Annotated in this window: 17 protein-coding genes; 11 read left to right on the plus strand and 6 right to left on the minus strand. The window is 64.2% G+C overall.

The genetic code is table 11. The features are described from left to right. Positions 1-50: 50 nt before the first annotated feature. Together DCO45_RS06095 and DCO45_RS06100 are read left to right on the plus strand one after the other, a co-directional pair. Positions 51-329: a hypothetical protein gene (locus DCO45_RS06095; protein ID WP_116925002.1), complete on the plus strand. Its 279-nt coding sequence runs from the start codon at positions 51-53 to the stop codon at positions 327-329. Further along, positions 313-2,349 carry a VC_2705 family sodium/solute symporter gene (locus tag DCO45_RS06100; RefSeq protein ID WP_116925003.1) on the plus strand — a complete coding sequence of 679 codons (2,037 nt, stop codon included), beginning with the start codon at positions 313-315 and terminating at the stop codon, positions 2,347-2,349. The genes DCO45_RS06095 and DCO45_RS06100 overlap by 17 nt, the downstream gene beginning before the upstream one ends. A gap of 100 nt (positions 2,350-2,449) precedes the next feature. Here DCO45_RS06100 and DCO45_RS06105 read toward each other — a convergent pair whose 3' ends face one another. The 5 genes from DCO45_RS06105 to dnaG form a co-directional block, all read right to left on the minus strand. Continuing rightward, the gene (locus tag DCO45_RS06105; RefSeq protein ID WP_116925004.1) at positions 2,450-2,803 is read right to left on the minus strand and encodes an FKBP-type peptidyl-prolyl cis-trans isomerase; all 354 of its coding nucleotides are present in this window, start codon (positions 2,801-2,803) and stop codon (positions 2,450-2,452) included. A 113-nt stretch (positions 2,804-2,916) separates the two neighbouring features. Next, positions 2,917-3,222: a winged helix-turn-helix transcriptional regulator gene (locus DCO45_RS06110; RefSeq protein WP_027010615.1), complete on the minus strand. Its 306-nt coding sequence runs from the start codon at positions 3,220-3,222 to the stop codon at positions 2,917-2,919. A 318-nt stretch (positions 3,223-3,540) separates the two neighbouring features. Next, positions 3,541-4,371 carry a formate dehydrogenase accessory sulfurtransferase FdhD gene (gene fdhD, locus DCO45_RS06115; protein WP_116925005.1) on the minus strand — a complete coding sequence of 277 codons (831 nt, stop codon included), beginning with the start codon at positions 4,369-4,371 and terminating at the stop codon, positions 3,541-3,543. A gap of 140 nt (positions 4,372-4,511) precedes the next feature. Next, entirely contained in the window at positions 4,512-6,977 is a 2,466-nt protein-coding gene (gene rpoD, locus DCO45_RS06120) for an RNA polymerase sigma factor RpoD (protein WP_116925006.1), read from the minus strand. 351 nt (positions 6,978-7,328) lie between these two features. Then, positions 7,329-9,392: a DNA primase gene (gene dnaG, locus DCO45_RS06125; RefSeq protein ID WP_232539571.1), complete on the minus strand. Its 2,064-nt coding sequence runs from the start codon at positions 9,390-9,392 to the stop codon at positions 7,329-7,331. Positions 9,393-9,527: 135 nt separating this feature from the next. Here dnaG and DCO45_RS06130 point away from each other — a divergent pair, with 135 nt between their 5' ends. Continuing rightward, a complete protein-coding gene (locus DCO45_RS06130) occupies positions 9,528-11,174 on the plus strand; it encodes an acyl-CoA synthetase (RefSeq protein ID WP_116925007.1) in 1,647 nt (548 codons plus the stop codon). Between the two features lie 77 nt (positions 11,175-11,251). Here DCO45_RS06130 and DCO45_RS06135 read toward each other — a convergent pair whose 3' ends face one another. Then, positions 11,252-13,069, minus strand: coding sequence for a glutamine--tRNA ligase/YqeY domain fusion protein (locus DCO45_RS06135; RefSeq protein ID WP_116925008.1), 1,818 nt, complete (start codon positions 13,067-13,069; stop codon positions 11,252-11,254). Between the two features lie 207 nt (positions 13,070-13,276). On the opposite strand from DCO45_RS06135, the gene DCO45_RS06140 reads away from it, so the two are divergent. From DCO45_RS06140 to gsiD, 8 genes are all read left to right on the plus strand, one after another. After that, a complete protein-coding gene (locus DCO45_RS06140; protein ID WP_116925009.1) occupies positions 13,277-13,624 on the plus strand; it encodes a hypothetical protein in 348 nt (115 codons plus the stop codon). 158 nt (positions 13,625-13,782) lie between these two features. Beyond that, positions 13,783-14,244 carry a type II 3-dehydroquinate dehydratase gene (aroQ, locus tag DCO45_RS06145; RefSeq protein ID WP_116925010.1) on the plus strand — a complete coding sequence of 154 codons (462 nt, stop codon included), beginning with the start codon at positions 13,783-13,785 and terminating at the stop codon, positions 14,242-14,244. Positions 14,245-14,252: 8 nt separating this feature from the next. Beyond that, positions 14,253-15,134: an alpha/beta hydrolase gene (locus DCO45_RS06150; RefSeq protein WP_116925011.1), complete on the plus strand. Its 882-nt coding sequence runs from the start codon at positions 14,253-14,255 to the stop codon at positions 15,132-15,134. A 53-nt stretch (positions 15,135-15,187) separates the two neighbouring features. After that, a complete protein-coding gene (locus tag DCO45_RS06155; protein ID WP_116925012.1) occupies positions 15,188-16,207 on the plus strand; it encodes an isoaspartyl peptidase/L-asparaginase in 1,020 nt (339 codons plus the stop codon). 328 nt (positions 16,208-16,535) lie between these two features. Then, positions 16,536-18,440, plus strand: a complete 1,905-nt coding sequence (locus DCO45_RS06160) for a dipeptide ABC transporter ATP-binding protein (RefSeq protein WP_116925013.1) — start codon at positions 16,536-16,538, stop codon at positions 18,438-18,440. 101 nt (positions 18,441-18,541) lie between these two features. Next, complete coding sequence (gsiB, locus tag DCO45_RS06165; protein ID WP_116925014.1) at positions 18,542-20,074, plus strand: glutathione ABC transporter substrate-binding protein GsiB; 1,533 nt, start codon at positions 18,542-18,544, stop codon at positions 20,072-20,074. A gap of 3 nt (positions 20,075-20,077) precedes the next feature. Then, positions 20,078-20,998: a glutathione ABC transporter permease GsiC gene (gene gsiC / locus DCO45_RS06170; RefSeq protein WP_116925015.1), complete on the plus strand. Its 921-nt coding sequence runs from the start codon at positions 20,078-20,080 to the stop codon at positions 20,996-20,998. Positions 20,999-21,013: 15 nt separating this feature from the next. Continuing rightward, positions 21,014-21,976, plus strand: coding sequence for a glutathione ABC transporter permease GsiD (gsiD, locus tag DCO45_RS06175; RefSeq protein ID WP_116925016.1), 963 nt, complete (start codon positions 21,014-21,016; stop codon positions 21,974-21,976). The last annotated feature ends 22 nt before the right edge of the window (positions 21,977-21,998 follow it).

Below are 21,998 nucleotides of genomic sequence, written 5' to 3' on the forward strand. Positions count from 1 at the left end.
TGCGGGCTGCAGCCTGCTGCTGTCTCAGTCATTCGGCTTGAAAGGCCCCGATGGATCCCTCGCACCCCAACCCTGCCCCTTTTGAACCCATGCCACTCAACGCGATGAAGCTGCTGGTCTTGCTGGTGCTGGTGCTCAGCACCTTTGGCGGCCTGTACTGGGCGCCCGAGATCGATGCGATCTGGGGCAATGGCACGGCCTACCTCTATGGGGCATCGGTGCTGCCGGTGCTGTATGTGCTGCTGGTTGCCGGCTACGCCTTGTACATGCACCGCCATCCGGAGAAAGACGTGCAGGTTGCCCGCAGTCACCATGGCACGAAACCATAAGTTCTTTGTGCTGTACCTGCTGGGCCTGGGCTGCTTCATCGGCCTGGTGGCCTGGGCCGAGCGCGCCGGTCTGTCGCGCCAGTGGATCGGCCCGCTCTTTCTGTTTGTGCCGGTGATGATGTATGCGGCCATTGGCGTCTGGGGGCGCACGGCCGATTCGGAGGAGTACTACGTCGCGGGGCGCCGCATTCCGCCGCTCTACAACGGCATGGCCACTGCGGCCGACTGGATGAGCGCGGCGTCCTTTTTATCGCTGTCGGGCGCGCTGTATTTGCAGGGCTTTGCCGGCACCAGCCAGCAAGCCGGGGGGTTGGCCTACCTGCTGGGCTGGAGCGGCGGCTTTGTGCTGGTGGCGCTGCTGATTGCGCCGCAGCTGCGTGCGCTCAATCTCTACACCTTGCCCGATTTTTTCCAGCTGCGTTATGGCGGGCGCTGGCCGCGCGTGATTGCCGCTGTCGCTGCGGTGATGTGCTCGTTTTCCTATGTGGTGGCGCAGATCTATGCGGTGGGCCTGATCGCCTCGCGGCTGACCGGCGTGCAGTTCGAGATCGGCATCATGCTGGGGCTGGGCGGCGTGCTGGTCTGCTCCTTTCTGGGCGGCATGCGTGCCATCACCTGGACCCAGGTCGCGCAGTATGTGATGATCCTGCTGGCCTTTCTGATTCCGGTCTCCTGGCTGGCCTACCAGCGCCTGGGCAGCCCGGTCGCCGCCGTGGCCTACACCCAGGATCTGGGCAAGATCGCCGAGTACGAGAAGGGGCTGCTGAGCGATTCGGCCGAGCGCGATGTGGAGCTGGTGTTTTTGCAAAAGGGCATGCTGTATGAATCGCGGCTGCGCAATATTCCCGCCGCACTGGAGGCCGAGCGCACGCGCCTGCAGGAGAAGGTGCAGCAGCTGCGCATCAGCAATGCTGACCTGAACCAGGTGCTGGCCGCCGGGCGGGAGCTGGCAGCGCTGCCGCAGGACGAGACCAGCGCGCGCGAGCTGTGGACGGCGGCGATGCGCGAGAACTATGCCCGCGCCCAGCCGCTGGGCGGCATGCCGCAGCACACCTTGCCCTATGCGCCGATGCTGGGCTCGGAGCAAAGCGCGCAGGAGCAAGAGAGCCTGTCGCGGCGCAACTTCATGGCGCTGATGTTCTGCCTGATGCTGGGCACCGCCGGCCTGCCGCATTTGCTCACCCGCTACTACACCTTGCCCAGCCCGGCTGCCGCGCGCAGCTCGGTGGTCTGGACCTTGTTCTTTGTGGTGCTGCTCTACACCAGTGCGCCCGCGCTCGCCGCCCTGGTCAAGCTGGAGGTGATGCAAGGCCTGGTGGGCAGCCATTTCGATGCGCTGCCGGCCTGGATTGCGCAGTGGACACGCATGGACAACGCCTTGCTGTCGATCGAGGATGTGAACGGCGACGGCATTGTGCAGTGGGGTGAGATCCATCTGGGCGCTGACCTGATCATGCTGGCCACGCCCGAGCTGGGCGGCCTGCCATTTGTGGTCTCGGGCCTGGTGGCGGCCGGCGGGCTGGCCGCTGCGCTATCGACAGCCGATGGTCTGCTGCTGACCATCAGCAATGCGCTGGTGCGCGATCTCTACCTGGTCGAGCGGGGCAAGTCGGTCACGCCGCAGCAGCGCGTGATTCTGTCCAAGTTCACCTTGCTGCTGGTGGCGCTTGCGGCCGCGGCCGTCGCCTCGGTGCGCAGCTCGGGCATTTTGGTGCTGGTGTCGGCCTCGTTCTCGATCGCTGCAGCGGCCTTTGTGCCAGCCATGCTGCTGGGCCTGTACTGGCGCGGCGCTACGCGGCGGGGCGCTGTCTGCGGCATGGCAGCGGGCCTGGGCATCACCTTGTACTACATGGTCGTCAACATGCCGATCAACAGCCTGGCGCCCGGGGCGCAGGCCTCGGCCCATCTGTGGTGGGGCATCCAGCCCACGCTGGCCGCGGTGTTTGGCGTGCCATTGGGCGTGTTCGTGACCTGGGCGGTGAGCTGCTGCACCCGGCAGTCCGAGCCCCTCGCCAAATAGCCTCCACTAGGCGGGCCCGGATATGAAAAAACTGCACAGGTTGGGCGCCATGTGCAGTTTTTGGGAAGGTGTAGATCACAGGCCAGGGGGCCTGCGTTGCTTAGACCTTCAGCAGTTCCACGTCAAACTTGAGCGTGGCGTTGGGAGGAATCACGCCGCCTGCGCCGCGTGCACCATAGCCCAATTCAGCGGGGATGATCAGCGTGCGCTTGCCGCCCACCTTCATGCCCTGCACGCCTTCGTCCCAGCCCTTGATGACCATGCCGGCGCCCAGGGGGAACACGAAGGGGTCATTGCGGTCCTTGCTGGAGTCGAACTTGGCGCCTTGCTCGCCATTGTTGAAGAGCCAGCCGGTGTAGTGCACGGTGACTTGTTGGCCCTTGGCCGCTTCGGCGCCGGTGCCAACTTCCGTGTCTTCGTACTGCAGGCCGGAGGGGGTGGTGACGGTGGTCATGTAAATCCTTTGTGAGTGCTTTGCTACCAGCAGCGATCATACCCGCCTGCCAAACACAGAGCCCGCACAAGGCGGGCTCCAGGGGGCAAAAAAGGGCTTCGGCGGGCGGGAATTTACTTCTTGGTCTGCGCCGCCACCCAGCGCGTGGCAAAGGCCTGCACGTCGGACAGGCGCTTGAGCAGGTCTTGCCCGGAGGGGGTGACCGTGTAGCCATCGCTGTTGTGGTCGAGAAAGCCGGCCTCGCGCAGCTCCTTGATGCGGGTGTTGAGCGTGTTGGGCGTGATGCCGCCCACGCTGTCTTGCAGCAAGCGGAAGGTCTGGGGATGTCCGTCCCGCAATGCCCAGAGCACACGCAAAGCGTAGCGGCACTCCAACCGCTCGAAGAGCTGGTTGATGGCGGTGTTTTCCTTGGCGCTCATGTAAGGGTCTCCTTGCGCTGTGTTGAGGAGCGAGGCCCAGGCCTTCGCATGCAAATCCACTGAGAGGGTGCGATCGGCGTCGCGGCAACATCTGCTACAAGTTTAATAGCTCTTCAGCCAAGATGTATAGGCGCAGCTGACGATTGGACCCAGGCGGCGGCGGAAGTGTTGTTCAATTGCTACGGTTTTTGAGTGTGCAAAGGCCGTCCGCAAGGCGCTGCAGCGCCGAAGTGGCACCGGTGCGCCGCCGGGCCAGCGCCCGGTTTTGCCGCTGTCTGGCACCCGTCTGGTGCCTGTTTGGTACCTGTCTGGAACTTGTCAGAGGGTGCTGTAGCGCACCACACGCGGGCCCCGGCACAGGCCAAACAGGCGCATACCGGCCTGGTTGGCCACCTGGATGGCGAGCGTGGTGGGCGCGGAGATGGTGGCCAGCACCGGCAGGCCCATGCGGGCGCATTTGCGCACCAGTTCGTAGCTGGCGCGGCTGGTCATCACCACCAAGCCGGGCTGGCCCAGCATCTGCTGGTGCGCCATATGGCCCAGCAGCTTGTCCAGCGCATTGTGGCGGCCTACGTCCTCCAGGGCGACCTGCAATTGCCCGGCCGGCGTGGCCCAGCCAGCGGCATGGACGGCGCCGGCCTGCTGGTTGAGCAGCTGCAGCTGGGGCAGCTGAGAAAACGCCGTCTGCAAGGCCGCCAGGTCCAGGTGCTGGGCCCAGTCGGGCAGCTGCGGCAGGGGCTCGGGCACCAGATCGAGGGCGTCCATCGAATCGATGCCGCAGATGCCGCAGCCAGTGCGGCCGGTGAGGGCGCGGCGCCGCTCCTTGAGGCGCACAAAGCAGCGGCTGGCGATCTGCATCTCCACGCTGATGCCCGGTGCTTCCGGGTCCGTGCCGCAGGGCGCCAGCGACTGCACCTCGATGCCATAGCAGTCGGCTGCCTGGTCGATGATGCCCTCGGACAGCGCAAAGCCCAGCGCAAACACCTCCAGGTCCTGCGGGCTGCACATCATCACTGCATGCGAGATGCCATTGAACACCAGCGCCACCGGCACTTCGGCCGCAACCGCATCCAGCCGCAAAAGCGCGCCCTCAGGCGTGATCACGGTGGCGGGCAGGGGCTGGACGGCGCGGGGCAGATCGGAAGGCATGGCGCTGATTGTGACGCAAAGCGAATGACGGCGTCTGCGCCGTGGGCAGTCTGCGCCCAAAAACAAACCCCGCCGAGGCGGGGTTGGGTGGGAAGATCCGGATCTTGCGATCCGCAGGTCTTGCAGGGCTGGGCAAGCGCTTAGATGAAGCTGCGCAGCTTGTCCGAGCGGCTGGGGTGCTTGAGCTTGCGCAGCGCCTTGGCTTCGATCTGGCGGATGCGCTCACGCGTCACGTCAAATTGCTTGCCCACTTCTTCCAAGGTGTGGTCGGTGGACATCTCGATACCGAAGCGCATGCGCAGCACCTTGGCTTCGCGCGGGGTCAGGCCATCGAGGATGTCCTTGACCACATCGCGCAGACCGGCCTGCATCGCTGCATCGACCGGCGCCGTGTTGGCGCTGTCTTCGATGAAGTCACCCAGGTGGCTGTCGTCATCATCACCGATCGGCGTTTCCATCGAGATCGGCTCTTTGGCGATCTTCATGATCTTGCGGATCTTGTCTTCCGGGATCTCCATCTTCTCGGCCAGGATGGAGGCATCGGGCTCAAAGCCGAACTCCTGCAAGTGCTGGCGGCTGATGCGGTTCATCTTGTTGATCGTCTCGATCATGTGCACCGGAATACGGATGGTACGGGCCTGGTCCGCAATCGAGCGCGTGATCGCCTGGCGAATCCACCAGGTCGCATAGGTCGAGAACTTGTAGCCGCGGCGGTATTCAAACTTGTCCACGGCCTTCATCAAGCCGATGTTGCCTTCCTGGATCAGATCCAGGAACTGCAGACCCCGGTTGGTGTACTTCTTGGCAATCGAGATCACCAGGCGCAAGTTCGCCTCGATCATTTCCTTCTTGGCATTGCGCGATGCGCGCTCGCCGTCGTTCATGCGCTTGTTGATGAGCTTGAGCTCATCGAGCGGCACAACGACGCGGGCTTGCAGATCGATCAGGTTCTGCTGCAGCTCTTGCACCGGCGGGATATTGCGGCCCATGATGGCGCTCCAGCTGTTGCCCGCTTGCGCTTCCTTCTCGATCCATTGCAGGTTGAGCAGGTTGGCAGGGAACAGCTGGATGAACTTCTCCTGGGGCAGACCGCACTTCTCGACAATGATCTTGCGCAGGGCACGCTCTTTCTGGCGCACGCTGTCGACCTGCTCGCGCAGCATGTCGCAGAGCTTTTCAATGGTCTTGGCGGTAAAGCGGATGGTCATCAGCTCGGCCGACAGCTGGTCCTGCACCTTGGTGTACTGGGACGAGCCGTAGCCGCTCTTGTCATAGGCCGCGTGCAGTTGCTCGAACAGCGACTGCAGCTTGGCAAAGCGCGACAGCGCCTCGTTCTTGAGCTCTTCGAGCTTCTTGGTCAGCGCCTTGGAGCCGCCCTTGCCGTCGTCGTCGTCCTCTTCGTCGTATTCGTCGAAGTCTTCTTCGGCCACGTAGTCGTCGTTTTCGTCGGCGTCGGAGAAGCCGTCCACCACGGTGGAGATGACCACCTTGCCTTCGCGGATCTCTTCGCCCATTGCCAGAATCTCGGCAATGGTCGCGGGCGATGCGCTGATGGCCAGCATCATGTCCTGCAGGCCGCCTTCGATGCGCTTGGCGATTTCAATTTCGCCTTCGCGCGTCAACAGCTCGACCGTGCCCATTTCACGCATGTACATGCGAACCGGGTCGGTCGTGCGGCCGAATTCGGAATCGACCGTCGACAAAGCCGCTTCGGCTTCTTCTTCGGCTTCTTCTTCGGTGGTGGCCGATTGACCGGTGTTGTTCAGCAGCAGGGTCTCTGCGTCGGGCGTCTGTTCGTAGACGGCCACGCCCATGTCGTTCAACATGGAGATCACCACTTCCAGCGTCTCGGCATCGACCAGCTTGTCGGGCAAGTGGTCGGAGATTTCGGCGTTGGTCAGGTAGCCGCGCGTCTTGCCCAGCTTGATCAGCGCTTTGAGGCGCTGGCGGCGGGTGGACATTTCCTCTTCGGTCAGCACGGCTTCGTCGAGGCCGAACTCCTTCATCAAGGCGCGTTCCTTGGCCTTGGAGACCTTCATGCGCAGCGGCTTGACCTTTTCGGTCGGCGCGTCTGGCGATGCGGAGACCTCTACGACCTCTTCGCTGTCGCCCGCGATGTCCTCTTCGATGTCCGAGAAATCGGTATCGTCGATATCTTCATCGCCCTTGTCCTTGGCTTTGGCCTTGGTGGTCTTGGCGGCGGTCTTGCGCGGCGCCTTGGGCTTGTCGTCTTCGGCCTTGGCGGTCTTGGCCTTGGTCGCAGTCTTGGTGGCGGCCTTGGCCTTCACCGGGGTATCTTCTTCGGCGGCTTCGCTTTTCTTGGCGGCACGCTTTTTGGGGGCGCCTGCATTGAGCAGGGCATCGGCTGCCTTGAGCAGTTCGGCCTGGGACAGGCGTTGTTTTTCGGACACGGAGCTAACCTTCTTCGTCGCTGCCTTGGCTGGGGTGGGCGCAGCACTGGCTTTTACGGTTTTGCCTGCTGCAGCAGTCGCGCGTTTGGCCGCCGGTTGGGCGGCAGGGCTGGCTGCTGTAGCTTTGGCACTTTTGGCCGCGCTGGTGGTAGTGGACGACTTGACGGACGACTTCGCGGACTTTGTAGCTGGCATGGACACCCTCAGAGCAAAGAGAACACACAAAGAAAACTGGCAAGCGCCATCACCGGCGCATTGAAACTGCAGCGGTAAAACGCAACAAAATGTGGCGAATAACGCGGCTGCACGAGGCGCTAAGCCTCAAGGCAAGATGTGGGGGCGAACATTTGGAATGCAGTCCTTGCGGTATTTTGGGCACTTGCGCTGGTGGCAAATCGCATGATTCTTCATACGGGCCCGGTCCGGAGGTGCTGCTGTCGCTCTTGCCGATGTGTCAAATATTATACCTTTTTGGCCAATGTCAAGGGCCTGTACGGCAATCGGGGCAAATATTTTTATATGCCCCCTGGCAATTTGGAGCCGCGCCTATTTATTGACCTGGCGCTTGAGCAGGCCGATGCGGTGGAAATTGCTCTGGTAGCGGCGCAGCGCCTGCGGATCGGAGGCCTGGGTAACCAGCTGGCGGTTTTGCTCCTCGAGCTGGTCGAGCACGATGCGGCTGAGGGAGTCGCGCAGCTCGGCGCGGATCTCATCGAGCGGGCCATCAATCTGGGCATGCTGGCCCCGCATCAGCGCGGTGGCAAAGGCCTCGACCGCATGGCCTCGCAGGTGCTCGCGCAGCACGGCCCAGGACTGGGCGCCGTGGCTGAGGAACTGCTGCTCGACCCAGGCGAACAGCGGCCCATGGGGGGCGGGCAGCTGGGCAAGGGTGGCGGCGTCTTCGGGCGAGAAATTCTCCAAAAATGCCATGTGCGACAGCAGCAGGCGCGCGGCCTGGTCTTCGCGGGTCACCGCTACGCTGGGCATTGGCGGTTGCGGCTCGGGGCGGGGCTGCCAGCCGCCTTTGCGGCCCCCCTGGCCGGGGCGCCACTCGCCACTTCGCTTGGTGTAGCCGTTGCCGCTGCCATGGGCGCCGCGCGGCTCGCCAAAGCTGTCGTTGCGCTGGCCGGGGTAGCGGTCCATGGCCGTGTCGCTGCCCCAGGGCGGCGCATCGCCATAGGCGGGCATGCTGTCAGCGCCCACCGGCGGGGCATCCCAGGAGGGCGCGTGGCGCGGGCCGCTGCTGGCCGCGGCCTGGCCAGCGCCGCTTTGGCGCGCCTGCTCTTGCGCAGTGGCCTTTTGCCACAGGCCTTCCAGCTCGGCGGCGGGCAACTGGGCCTTGTCGGCGATCTCACCGAGCAGCTGGCGCTTGAGGGCGCCATCGGGCAGCAGGTTCCATAGCGGGCGGGCGTTGCTGGACATGCGGGCCCGGCCTTCGGCCTGGCCCAGGTCGCACAGCTCGCTGGCCGCTTCGAGCAAGAAGCGCGACAGCGGCGTGGCGTCATGCACATGGCGGGCAAAGGCGTCGGCGCCATATTCGCGCACAAAGCTGTCCGGGTCGTGCTCGGCGGGCAAGAAGAGAAACTTGATGCTACGGGTGTCGCTGGCATAGGCCAGCGCGCCATCGAGCGCCTTGCGGGCCGCGCGGCGGCCGGCGGCATCGCCGTCAAAGCTGAAGACGACGGTGTCGGTAAAGCGGAACAGCTTGTGCACATGGTCGGGCGTGCAGGCGGTGCCCAGGGTGGCCACCGCATTCGGAAAGCCGAGTTGGGCCAACGCCACGACATCCATATAGCCCTCGGTCACCAGCACATAGCCATGCTCGCGGATGGCGGTGCGGGCCTCAAACAGGCCATAGAGCTCGCGGCCCTTGTGGAAGACCGGGGTTTCGGGCGAGTTCAGGTATTTGGGCTTTTCATCGCCAAACACACGGCCGCCAAAGCCGATGCATTCGCCCTTGATATTGCGGATGGGGAACATCACCCGGTCGCGAAAGCGGTCGTAGCGCTTGCCTTCGCCGTCGTCCGATTCAATCACCAGGCCCGCTTCGACCAGCTTGGGATCGTCATAGGCGGGGAAGATACTCGCCAGGCTGCGCCAGCCCTCGGGCGCATAGCCCAGGCCAAAGCGCTTGGCGGTGACGCCGCTGACGCCCCGGCCTTTAAGGTAGGCAATCGCCTTGGGCGACTGCGACAGCTGCTTGCGGTAGGCGTCACCCGCTTTTTCGAGCAGGTCGGTGAGCGAGGCCTGCTTTTCGCGCGCCTGCGCCGCGCGCTCGCGCTGCTGAGGCGAGACATCGTCCTCGGGCACCGGCAGGCCCACGCTCTGGGCCAGGTCGGTCACCGCTTCGCGAAAGCCCATGCCGGTGTGGTCCATCAGAAAACCGATGGCATTGCCGTTTTTGCCGCAGCCAAAGCAGTGGTAGAACTGCTTGGAGGGGCTGACGCTGAAGGAGGGCGATTTCTCGCCATGGAAGGGGCACAGCCCCATGAGGTTGGCGCCGCCTTTTTTCAGCTGCACATAGCGGCCGACCACATCGACAACGTCGACGCGGGAGAGCAGCTCCTGGATAAATGACTGGGGGATGGACACCCGGCTATTGTCGCGCATGCCGGGCTGCGCCGCCGCAGCGCCACCCCAATCTGCCCCTGGGCAATGGCAAATCCCGGCAATCGATCGTGTGACAGCGTGCAATGTTCGTGTCAGCCGCTTGTGGCACAGTGTTTGCCGAGGAGACACGCACTGATGAACAGCATTTTTGACACCGGGCTCGAGCAAAACGGGGCCAACCACACCCCCATGACCCCGCTGGGCTTTATCGCCCGCAGCGCCGAGGTCTACCCCGAGCGCCTCGCCATCATCCATGGCGAGCTGCGCCAGACGTGGGCGCAGACCTATGCGCGCTGCCGGCAGCTGGCCAGCGCCTTGCAGCAGCATGGCATTGGCAAGAACGACACGGTGGCGGTGATGCTGCCCAACACGCCGCCGATGGTGGAGGCGCATTTTGGCGTGCCGATGGCAGGGGCCGTGCTCAACACCCTCAACACCCGGCTCGATCCGCAGACGATTGCCTTCATGCTCGAGCATGGCGAGGCCAAGGCGCTGATCGTGGACCCCGAATACGCCAGCGTCGTGGCCAAGGCCTTGGCGCTGCGCCAATCGCAGGCGCCCATCCTGCTGGTGGATGTGGAGGATGCGCTCTACGGCGAGGCCAGCGAGCGGCTGGGGAACCTCAGCTACGAGGCCTTGCTGGCCCAGGGCGATGCCGGCTTTGACTGGCAGCTGCCCGGCGATGAGTGGGACGCGATTGCACTGAACTACACCAGCGGCACCACGGGCAACCCCAAGGGCGTTGTCTACCACCACCGGGGCGCGGCGGTGAATGCCATCAGCAATGTGCTGGAATGGGACATGCCCAAGTTTGCGGTCTATCTGTGGACCCTGCCGATGTTCCACTGCAATGGCTGGTGCTTTCCCTGGACGGTGGCGCTGCGCGCCGGCGTCAATGTCTGCCTGCGCCGGGTCGATGCGCAGGCCATTTTTGCGGCGATCAAGCACCATGGCGTGAGCCATTACTGCGGCGCGCCGATTGTGCACAGCCTGCTGGTCAATGCACCGGCCGCCTTGAAGGAAGGCGTGCCCGCTGGCGTCAAATGCATGGTGGCCGGTGCTGCGCCGCCTGCAGCGATGATCGAGGGCATGGAGCAGCTGGGCTTTGACCTGACCCATGTCTACGGGCTGACCGAGGTCTATGGCCCGGTGATGGTCTGCGCCCAGCAGCCCGACTGGCAGGGCATGGATGTGGGTGAGCGTGCCCGTCTCAACGCCCGCCAGGGCCTGCGCTACCACCTGCAGCGCGATGCCCAGGTGCGCGACCCGGAGACGCTGGCTCCGGTGCCGCAGGATGGCCAGACCATGGGCGAGATCATGCTGCGCGGCAATATCGCGATGAAGGGTTACCTGAAAAACCCCGAAGCCACGCAGGAGGCGTTTCGCGGTGGCTGGTTCCATACCGGTGACCTGGCGGTGCAGGACCCCGATGGCTATATCAAGATCAAGGACCGCAGCAAGGACATCATCATCTCGGGCGGCGAGAACATCTCGTCGATCGAGGTCGAGGATGTCCTCTACCGCCACCCCGCCGTGCTGGCTGCGGCCGTCGTGGCTAAGCCCGATGCGCGCTGGGGCGAGACGCCTTGCGCCTTTGTCGAGCTCAAGCCTGGCGCCCAGGTGAGCGCCGAGGACATCGTTGCCCACTGCAAAAAGCATTTGGCCGGCTTCAAGATCCCGCGTGCGGTGGTGTTTGGCGAGCTGCCCAAGACCAGCACCGGGAAGATCCAGAAGTTCGAGCTGCGCAAGCAGGCGGGGTCTGCAGACGCGATAGACAGCTGATCCGGCCTGAACACCCATGAAAAAACCCGCCGCAGCTTGCTGGGGCGGGTTGGGGTTCAGCGGATCAGGCCTGGCGCTTACTTGCCCCAGGAATCCTTCAAACCGGTGATCTTGTTGAACACCGGCTTGTCGCTGCGGTGGTCATGGCGGTCGGCCACAAAGTAGCCAAAGCGCTCGAACTGGAACTTGTCATCGGGCTGCGCAGCCTTGAGCGAGGGCTCGACATAGGCGGTCACGACCTTGAGGCTATCCGGGTTGAGCAGGGCCAGGAAGTCCTTGCCGCCGGCATCGGGCTGCGGATCGGTGAACAGGCGGTCATAGAGGCGCACTTCGGCTTGCACGCCATCGGCTACGCCCACCCAGGTGATGGCGGCCTTGACCTTGACGCTGTCCGCACCAGGGGTGCCGCTCTTGGTGTCGGGCACCACGGTGGCCAGCACCTTGGTGATCACGCCATCGGCATCCTTCTCGCAGCCGGTGCACTCGATCACATAGCCGCCCTTGAGGCGCACCTTGTTGCCGGGGAAGAGGCGCTTGTAGCCCTTGGGGGGCACTTCGGCAAAATCTTCGCGCTCGATCCAGACCTCGCGGCCCAGGCTGAAGTGGCGCTCAGGCGCGGCCTGGCCTTCTGCCGGGTGGGGCAGGGCGGGCAGGCTGCAGGCTTCGAGGTGCTCGGCACTGCCAAACACCTCGGCCCAGTTGCTCAGCTCCAGCTTGACCGGGTCCAGCACCACCATCGCACGGTGGGCCTGGTTCTCCAGGTCTTCGCGCAGGCAGCCGTCCAAGGTGGCGTAGTCGATCCAGGCGTAGTCCTTGGTGACACCAATGCGCTCGCAGAAATTGCGGATGGACGCGGGCGTGTAGCCACGGCGGCGCAGGCCGACGACGGTGGGCATACGTGGGTCGTCCCAGCCGCTGACCAATTGGTTGTCCACCAGGTGCTTGAGCTTGCGCTTGCTGGTGATCACATAGGTCAGGTTCAGGCGCGAGAACTCGTACTGGCGCGGCTGGGGCGCATCGATCAGGCCGCCGCTGCGCAGGTGGTCCAGCAACCAGTCGTAGAAGGGGCGCTGGTCCTCGAACTCCAAGGTGCAGATCGAGTGGGTGATGTGCTCGTAGGCGTCCTCGATCGGGTGCGCAAAGGTGTACATCGGGTAGATGCACCATTGGTTGCCGGTGTTGTGGTGCTCGGCATGGCGCACCCGGTAGATCGCAGGATCGCGCAGGTTGATATTGGGCGCCGTCATGTCGATCTTGGCGCGCAGCACGGCCGCGCCATCGGGCAGCTTGCCATCCTTCATGTCGGCAAAGCGCTGCAGGTTCTCGGCCACGCTGCGGTCGCGGAACGGGCTGTTGACGCCCGGGCGCGTGAAGTCGCCCCGGTTGGCGCGCATCTCGTCGGCCGACTGCTCGTCGACATAGGCCAGGCCTTGCTCGATCAGGTAGACCGCGCAACGGTACATGAAGTCGAAGTAGTTGCTGGCGTAGTAGAGGTTTTGCTCGCCGCTCGGGTCCTTCCAGTCAAAGCCCAGCCAGCGCACGGCATCGATGATGCCGTCCACATACTCCTGGTCTTCCTTTTCCGGGTTGGTGTCGTCAAAGCGCAGGTGGCAGACGCCGCCAAAGTCGCGTGCGAGACCAAAGTTCAGGCAGATCGACTTGGCGTGGCCCACGTGCAGGTAGCCGTTGGGCTCAGGCGGAAAGCGGGTGCGGATCTTGGCCTGGTCGACCGGGCCCTGCTGGTGGTGCTGGGCATCGCCAGGCGTGCCACCCCAGTGGCGCTGGGCGTAGCTGCCTTTTTCGAGGTCGGACTCGATGATTTGTCGCAGGAAATTGGTGGGTTTGACCACTTCGTCACTACCGTTGTGCGAAGCGCTCGGGGCAGGTGCATTCATAGTTATGTATTCTAAGGGAGTACCCTGATGGCTGGAACGTATTGCGGTTTCTGGGGCTCTGACCCGAACTTGGGCATGCCATTTACGCTTTGCAACAGGATATCTTGTCTTGAAACCATAATTTGCAGAGCCTTTGGTATCTTTCTGCCTGCTTGCCGCGTTGAAAGTTCAATGACATTTTTCAGGGATTCTCGCAAGGAGATCAATATGCGCAATTCGATGCTGAAACAAGGCTCTCGCTGGGCCGCCGCTGCGGTGCTGACTGGCTTGGCGCTGATGAGCGTTGGCGCCCATGCCAGCCGGGTGTCCTGGTCGGTGGGTATCAACGTGCCCGCACCGGTGTACGTGGCCCCCGCGCCGGTGTACGCACCCCAGCCCGTCTATGTGGCGCCTCCCCCTGTGTATGCACCCCAGCCGGTCTATGTGGCGCCGCCACCCCCTGCCGTGGTCTACCGCCCCGCACCCGTGTACCGCCCAGCGCCCGTGTACTACGGCCCACCTCCCGGCCGCTACTACCGCCACCATCGCCACGACCGCGATTACTACCGCTATTGAGCTGCATGGCAGCTTGCGCAACCGATGCCCTGGCCCGCCAGGGCTTTTTTATGGGTGCTTGCCGGGGGGGGGCCAACCGCCCAGCTGTCGCTTGGGCTGTGCGCTGGGGCGCCGAATGCTCGGATAATCCACAGCTGTTGTCCGTTGTGGAAGCTGAGATGAAAACTGTTTTTGTACTGAACGGCCCGAACCTGAACCTGCTGGGCCTGCGCGAGCCCACCATCTATGGTGCCCACACCTTGGCCGATGTCGAGCAGCTGTGTGCCCAGGCGGCCGCCCGCAACCAGCTGGCGCTGCGTTTTCACCAGAGCAACCATGAAGGCGCGTTGATCGACTGGCTGCACGAGGCGGGCCAGCTGCAGCGCGAGGGCCAACTGGCCGGCGTGGTGCTCAATGCCGCGGCCTACACCCACACCAGCGTGGCCTTGATGGATGCGATCAAGGGCGCGGCGCTGCCGGTGATCGAGCTGCATATCAGCAACGTCCATGCCCGCGAGGCCTTCCGCCACCATTCCTATATTGCGCCGGTGGCCAAGGCGGTCATCTGCGGCCTGGGGGTGCAGGGCTACAGCATTGCGATCGATGCGGTGACCCAGGTGTTGTTGGCTCCCACGGCCTGAGCGTTGCGATGTCCCATGTTCTAGACACCCGCGCTGCGGGCTTGCTGCCGCTGCCTGCGCTCTACGAGACGCTGTTGGCCCAGGCGACACGGCGGACCACCGTTTTTGAAGGACAGACCGTGGTCTGGCATAGCTGGGGCGAGCGCCGCCCTGGCACGCTGCCCTTGGTGATGCTCCATGGCGGCAGCGGCAGCTGGACCCACTGGATCCGCAATATCGATGCGCTGCTCGCCCAAGGCTATGAACTCTGGCTGCCCGATCTGCCCGGCTTTGGCGACTCCGACCCGCCAGCGGTGGGTACCGACGCCGATGCCATGCTCGCGCCCTTGCATGCCGGCATGGCGCAGCTGAATCTGCTGCCTTGCCAGCTGATGGGTTTCTCCTTTGGCGGTATGACGGCGGCCATGCTGACCGCCGCCTACCCGCAGGCGGTCGAGCGCCTGGTGCTGGTGGGGGCCCCTGCCATGGGCGTGGTGCCGGAGAAGCAGTTCAGCTTGAAGGGCTGGCGCCATCTGAGCGACCCTGCCGAGCAGATGGAGATGCACCGCTACAACCTGGGCGCGTTGATGCTCTGGGATGCCGCCAAGATCGACGACCAGGCCCTGGCCGTGCACCAGCACAATGTCGTGCGGGACCGCCTGCCGCGCCGGCGCCTGGCCAACACCGATATCCTGGCGCAGTCGCTGCCGCAGATCGCCTGCCCGGTCGCTGCGATCTATGGCGTCTATGACGCCCTGTACAAAAGCTATATGCCCGCGCTGGAGCACCAATACCGCGCGGTCACGCCCCATCTGCAGGCCTTTGTGCGGCTGCCCGACAGCGGCCATTGGGTGCAGTATGAGCAGCCCGAGGCCTTTATCGCCACGCTGCTGCCGCTGCTCTCTTCCTGATTGAACCACCTGGAACCGGCTGGCCGCGCAACGACGCGAGCGGCCCAAGCACTATGACCATCTCTACCTCCTCCTTTCGCCCCGTGATCGCCATCCATGGCGGCGCCGGCACCATCACCCGCGCCTCCATCACCCCCGCGCAGCATCAGGCCTACCGGGAGGCCTTGCGCGATGTGCTGCAAGGCGCGCAGCAAAAACTGGCCGCCGGTGCCCCTGCCGAAGCCGTGGCCGTGGAGGCCGTGCGCCTGCTCGAAGAATGCCCGCTGTTCAACGCCGGGCGCGGCGCCGTGTTCACGGCCGACGCCACGCATGAGATGGATGCCTGTGTGATGCGCGGGCGCGACCTGGCCTGCGGCTCGCTCGCCGGGGTCAGCACCGTGCGCAACCCGGTGCGTGCCGCCTTGGCGCTGATGGAGGCGGGCGGGCCCGTGTTCATGATTGGCGAAGCGGCCGAGCGCTTTGCCCAGGCCCAGGGCTGCGAGATGGTGGCGCGCGACTGGTTCTCGACCGAGCAGCGCCTGACCCAGCTGCGCACGGTGCAGGCCGCAGCGCTGGCCTCCGGCCGCGAGCAGGTGGCGCTGGACCACACCGCGCAAAGCCAGACCCAGACCCAGGCCGCGCCGCTCGATGAGCGCAAGAAGATGGGCACCGTCGGTGCGGTGGTGCTGGATGTGCATGGCCAGCTGGCTGCCGCCACCTCGACCGGTGGCCTGACCAACAAAAAGCCCGGGCGCGTCGGTGACTCGCCCGTGGTGGGCGCGGGCACCTATGCCAAGCATGGCGTGGTGGCTGTGTCCTGCACCGGCGTGGGCGAGGCCTTTATCCGGGGCTCGGCCGCCCACACGGTGGCCGCGCGCGTGGAGCTGCTGGGCGAGTCGGTGGCCCAGGCCACGGCCGAGGTCATCCACCGCGTGCTGCCACCGCTGGGCGGCGACGGCGGCCTGATTGCGGTGGGCGCCGATGGCGAAGTCTCGCTGTGCTTCAACTCCGAAGGCATGTACCGGGGCCAGATCGGCATCGATGGCGAGGCGCTCGTGGCCATTTATGCCAACGACGCCTTGGCTCCAGCGTGATCGTGCATCGCTGAGGCAGGGGGCCACCAACGGGCCCTGACCCGACCCCGGCGATGACGGGGTGGCTTGCCTGCAACGGGCAAGCCGCCGCACCACGATGGTGCGCGCCTCTGCGGCAATTGCGTAGGTGAAAACCATAGGCCGTTTTGCCTCCAAACCCGCCCCCCGGCTTTCTACAATTGCAAACACTGTCACCCAGGTGAATATCTATGCCTCAGTGTTCTTGCCAACACGGGGATTTTTCTCAAGGATTTGTCCCAACCCGGGTGCCTGTCCTGCTTTACGGCTTGTGCCTTCTTCGCGAAGCCCCGCACTGCCCCTTCTACCTATGTCCAACCCCAGTTCTACTCCCGTCCACGATGACCTGACGCCGCCCGTTTTGCAGGTGCGCGATCTGTCCGTGAGCTTCAAGACCGAGCAGGGGCGGGTGCAGGTGGTCAAAAACCTGAACCTCGATGTCTACGCCGGCCAGACCCTGGCAGTGGTGGGCGAGTCGGGCTCGGGCAAGTCGGTCACGTCGCTGGCGCTGATGCGGCTGGTGGAGACCGGCGGGGGCCAGATCGACAGCGGTTCGATGCTGCTGCGCGGCCGCCATGCCGGCACGATCGACCTGGCCAAGGCCACCTCCGCCCAGATGCGCCAGGTGCGCGGGGCCGATATGGCGATGGTGTTCCAGGAGCCGATGACCTCGCTCAACCCGGTGTTCACCGTGGGCGAGCAGATTGCCGAATCGATTCGCTTGCACCAGGGCAAGTCCAACAGCGCCGCGATGGCCGAGGCGCTGCGCATGATGGAGCTGGTGCGCATTCCCGAGGCCCGCAATGTGCTCACGCGCCACCCGCACCAGCTGTCTGGCGGCATGCGCCAGCGCGTGATGATCGCGATGGCGCTGTCCTGCAAGCCCTCGCTGCTGATTGCCGATGAACCGACGACGGCGCTGGATGTGACCATCCAGGCCCAGATTCTGGCGCTGGTGCAGGAGCTGCAGCGCGAGATGTCCATGGGGGTGATCTTCATCACCCACGATATGGGCGTGGTGGCCGAGGTGGCCGACCGCGTGCTGGTGATGTACCGCGGCGACAAGGTCGAAGAGCAGGACTGCGTGCAGCTGTTTGCCAACCCGCAGCAGACCTATACCCGCAACCTGCTGGCCGCCGTGCCGCAGCTGGGCGCCATGCGCGGCAAGGATTTGCCCGAGCGCTTCAGTCTGCTGGGCCAGAGCGCGCAGGCCGACACCACTGCGCCCGAGACATCGACCGTGCAAGCCGGTGAGCCGGTGCTGCAGGTCAACAAGCTCGTGACGCGTTTCCCGATCAAGGAAGGTCTGTTTGGCGGCGTCAAGCGCCAGGTCTATGCGGTTGAGCAGGTGAGCCTGAGCCTGCAGCCGGGCGAGACCTTGGCGGTGGTGGGCGAATCCGGTTGCGGCAAATCCACCACGGGCCGCGCGCTGGCCCGTTTGATCGATTTCCAGTCCGGCGATGTGCAGGTGGCCGGGCGCGATATTGCCAAGCTGCAAGGCGCGCAGCTGCAGGCGCTGCGCCGCGATATCCAGTTCATTTTCCAGGACCCGTTTGCCTCGCTCGATCCGCGCCTGACCGTGGGCTACAGCATTCTGGAGCCCATGCTGATCCACAAGCTGCTGCCGCGCGAGCAGGCCGAGAAAAAGGTGGAATGGCTGCTGGAGAAGGTCGGCCTGCCCCCGGTTGCTGCCAACCGCTACCCGCATGAATTCTCGGGCGGCCAGCGCCAGCGCATCGCCATTGCCCGCGCGCTGGCCCTGAACCCCAAGGTGGTGATTGCCGATGAAGCGGTCTCTGCGCTCGATGTGTCGATCCGCGCGCAGATCATCAACCTGATGATGGACCTGCAGCGGGAGTTTGGCATTGCCTTTTTGTTCATCTCGCACGATATGGCCGTGGTCGAGCGCGTCAGCCACCGTGTGGCCGTCATGTACCTGGGCCAGATCGTCGAGATCGGGCCGCGCCGCGCGGTGTTCGAGAACCCGCAGCACCCCTATACCAAGCGCCTGATGGCGGCCGTGCCGATTGCAGACCCGACGCAACGCCGCCAGCACACCTTGAATGTGGCCGAGATCCCCAGCCCTGTGCGCGGGGTGGACGACCCGCCGCGCGTGCTGCCGATGCGCGAGGTGGGCCCGGGCCACTGGGTGGCCCAAGAGATGCCGCAGCCCGCGGTGCCTGCCGGCCAGGTGCAGGATCTGCAGCCGGCTTGAGCCCGCGCAGGATTGCCAAGCCGAGTAACGCCAAGAATGTAGTGGGTCTGGTCGCCGCCGTGGTGGGCCAGCCGATGCAAAACCTGAAGAGGAGAGTTGATATGCAACGACGTTTGACTTCGATCGCCGCCGCCATGCTGCTGGCGGGTACTGCGTTTTCGGCCCATGCGGCCAAGGAGGTGGTGGTAGCGGTGGCTTCCACCTTCACGACCACTGACCCCTATGACGCCAACGACACCTTGTCGCAGGCCGTGGCCAAGTCCTTCTACGAAGGCCTGTACGGCTTCGACAAGGACATGAAGATGGTCCCCGTGCTGGCCACCGGTTTTGAGGTGAGCAAGGACGGCCTGGTCTACACCTTCAAGCTGCGCAGCGGCGTGAAGTTCCACGACGGCACGCCCTTCAACGCAGAAGCGGTCAAGCAGACCTTCGAGCGCGTGATCAACCCGGACAACAAGCTCAAGCGCTACAACCTGTACAAGAACATCGCCAAGATCGAAGCGGTGGACGATCTCACCGCCAAGTTCACGCTCAAGGAGCCGTTTGCGCCTTTCGTCAACTCGCTCGCCCACCCCTCGGGCGTGATCATCTCGCCCGCTGCGCTCAAGCAGTATGGCAAGGACATCGTGCAGCACCCCGTGGGCACGGGCCCCTTCAAGTTTGTCGAGTGGAAGCCATCCGACTACATGAAGGTTGCCAAGTTTGATGGTTACTGGCAAAAGGGCCTGCCCAAGGTCGATTCGATCACCTGGCGCCCAGTGGTGGACAACAACACCCGTGCCTCGATGATGCAGACCAACGAAGCGCATTTCGCGTTCCCGGTGCCACCCGAAGCCGTGGCCAATCTGGAAAAGAAGCCAAGCCTGGAAGTCACCAAGGCCCCGTCCATCATCCATCGCTACATCTCGATGAATGTGACGCAAAAGCCGTTTGACAACCCCAAGGTGCGTGAGGCGCTGAACTACGCGATCAACAAGGAAGCGCTGTCCAAGGTGGCGTTTGCCGGCTCGGCCATTCCTGCCGAAGGCGTGCTGCCCAAGGGCGTGGAATTTGCCACCAAGCTGGGCCCCTGGCCCTACGATCCTGCCAAGGCCAAGGCCTTGCTGAAGGAAGCCGGCTACCCCAATGGCTTTGAGAGCACCCTGTGGTCGGCCTACAACCACTCCACCGCCCAGAAGGTCATCCAGTTTGCCCAGCAGCAACTCGCGCAGGTGGGGGTGAAGGTGACGGTGCGTGCGCTCGAAGCGGGCCAGCGCGTCGCTGAAGTGGAATCGGTGCAGGATCCAGCCAAGGCCGCAGTGCGCATGTACTACGTGGGTTGGTCCTCGTCCACCGGCGAGGCAGACTGGGCGATGCGTCCGCTGCTGGCCGGTGAGAGCGCGCCTCCACGGGGCTTTAACACCGCCTACTACAACAACGCCGAAGTCAATGCCGACATTGCCAAGGCGCTGGTGACCACCGACACCGCTGCACGCGGCAAGATCTACGCCGATGCCCAGCAAAAGATCTGGAAGGATGCGCCCTGGATCTTCCTGAACACCGAGCAACTGGTGTCTGTGCGTGCCAAGAACCTGTCTGGCTTCTACGTCATCCCTGACGGCAACTTCAACTTTGTTGACCTGGACCTGAAGTAATCCATGTATCGCTACCTGCTCAAACGCTTGCTCGGGCTGATACCGACACTGCTCATCGTGGCGGTGCTGGTGTTCGGTTTCGTGCACATGCTGCCCGGTGACCCCGCGCGCCTGGCTGCTGGCCCCGAAGCCGGCCCGGAGACGATCGAACTGGTCCGCAAGGACCTGGGGCTGGACCTGCCCCTGCACCAGCAGTTCGTGCGTTTCTTCAGCAATGCGTTGCAGGGCGATTTTGGAAAATCCATCCGGACCAAGCGCCCGGTCTCGCAAGAGATTGCCGAGCGCTTTGGCCCGACCTTCTGGCTCACCGTGATGGCCATGGCCTGGTCGGTGGTGCTGGGCATGTTTTTGGGCATTGTCTCGGCCGTCTGGCGCAACCAGTGGCCTGACCGGCTGGGCATGACCCTGGCAGTGTCGGGCATCTCGTTTCCGTCGTTTGCGCTGGGCATGCTGCTGATGCAGTATTTCTCGGTCAAGCTCGGTTGGCTGCCCACCGTGGGTGCGGACAGCTGGAAGCACTATGTGCTGCCGTCGCTGACCCTGGGCGCAGCCGTGGCGGCCGTGATGGCGCGCTTTACCCGCAGCTCCTTCATCGACATCCTCAAAGAGGACTATGTGCGCACCGCACGTGCCAAGGGCTTGAAGGAGACCGTGGTCGTCATCAAGCATGGCCTGCGCAATGCGATGATTCCGGTGGTGACCATGATGGGCCTGCAGTTCGGCTTTTTGCTGGGCGGCTCCATCGTTGTCGAGGTGGTGTTCAACTGGCCTGGCATGGGCCGCTTGCTGGTCGACGCCGTCGAGATGCGCGACTACCCCATCATCCAGGCCCTGGTGCTGCTGTTCTCGCTGGAATTCATCCTGATCAATCTGGTGGTCGACCTGCTTTATGCCTGGATCAACCCCACCATCCGTTACCGCTAAGCAGGTGCTTTGGCCATGACTACTCCGAACGCTCCTGAATCTGCCGACCGCGCTGTGGCGGCGGCCCACACGGTCTCTACCGCCGGCGCTGCTGCGCCGTCCCTGCCTGCCAACCTGGCCGCATCGACGCGCATGCGCACGCCGATGGCCGAGTTCTGGCGCAAGTTCAAACGCCAGAAGCTGGCCTTGTTTGCTGGCGTCTTCATCATCGCACTGGTGCTGGTAGCCATCCTGGCGCCCTGGATCGTGCCCTACGATGCCGAGAACTTCTTCGACTACGACGCGCTGAATTCGCCCCCCACGGCCAAGCATTGGTTTGGTGTCGATTCGCTGGGCCGCGACATCTTCAGCCGCATCCTGGTGGGCGCGCGCATCTCACTGGCGGCGGGCTTTGTGTCGGTCGCCATCGGCGCGGTGATCGGCGCCATCCTGGGGTTGCTGGCCGGCTACTACGAAGGCTGGTGGGACCGCTGCGTGATGCGCATGTCCGACGTGCTGTTCGCCTTCCCCGGCATCTTGCTGGCCATCGGTATCGTTGCCATCCTGGGCAACGGCATGATCAATGTGATCATGGCCGTCGCCGTGTTCAGCGTGCCCGCTTTTGCCCGCCTGGTGCGCGGCAATGTGCTGGCGCTCAAACAGCAGACCTATATCGAGGCGGTGCGCTCCATCGGCGCGCCCGACCGGGTCATCATGCTGCGCCATCTGCTGCCGGGCACCGTCTCGTCGGTGGTCGTCTACCTGACGATGCGTATCGGCACCTCGATCATCACGGCCGCCAGCCTGTCCTTTCTGGGCATGGGCGCGCAGCCGCCGACGCCGGAGTGGGGCGCGATGCTGAACGAGGCGCGCAGCGACATGCTCAATGCCCCGCATGTGGCGCTGTTCCCGAGCCTGGCGATCTTTGTGACCGTGCTGGCCTTCAACCTGCTGGGCGATGGCCTGCGCGATGCGCTGGACCCCAAGCTGGACAACTGACCTTCGGCACCTGGCAGGGTGC

Origin of the sequence: Comamonas sp. JNW (genome assembly GCF_003105075.1) — a bacterium.
Lineage (GTDB): Bacteria > Pseudomonadota > Gammaproteobacteria > Burkholderiales > Burkholderiaceae_C > Comamonas > Comamonas squillarum.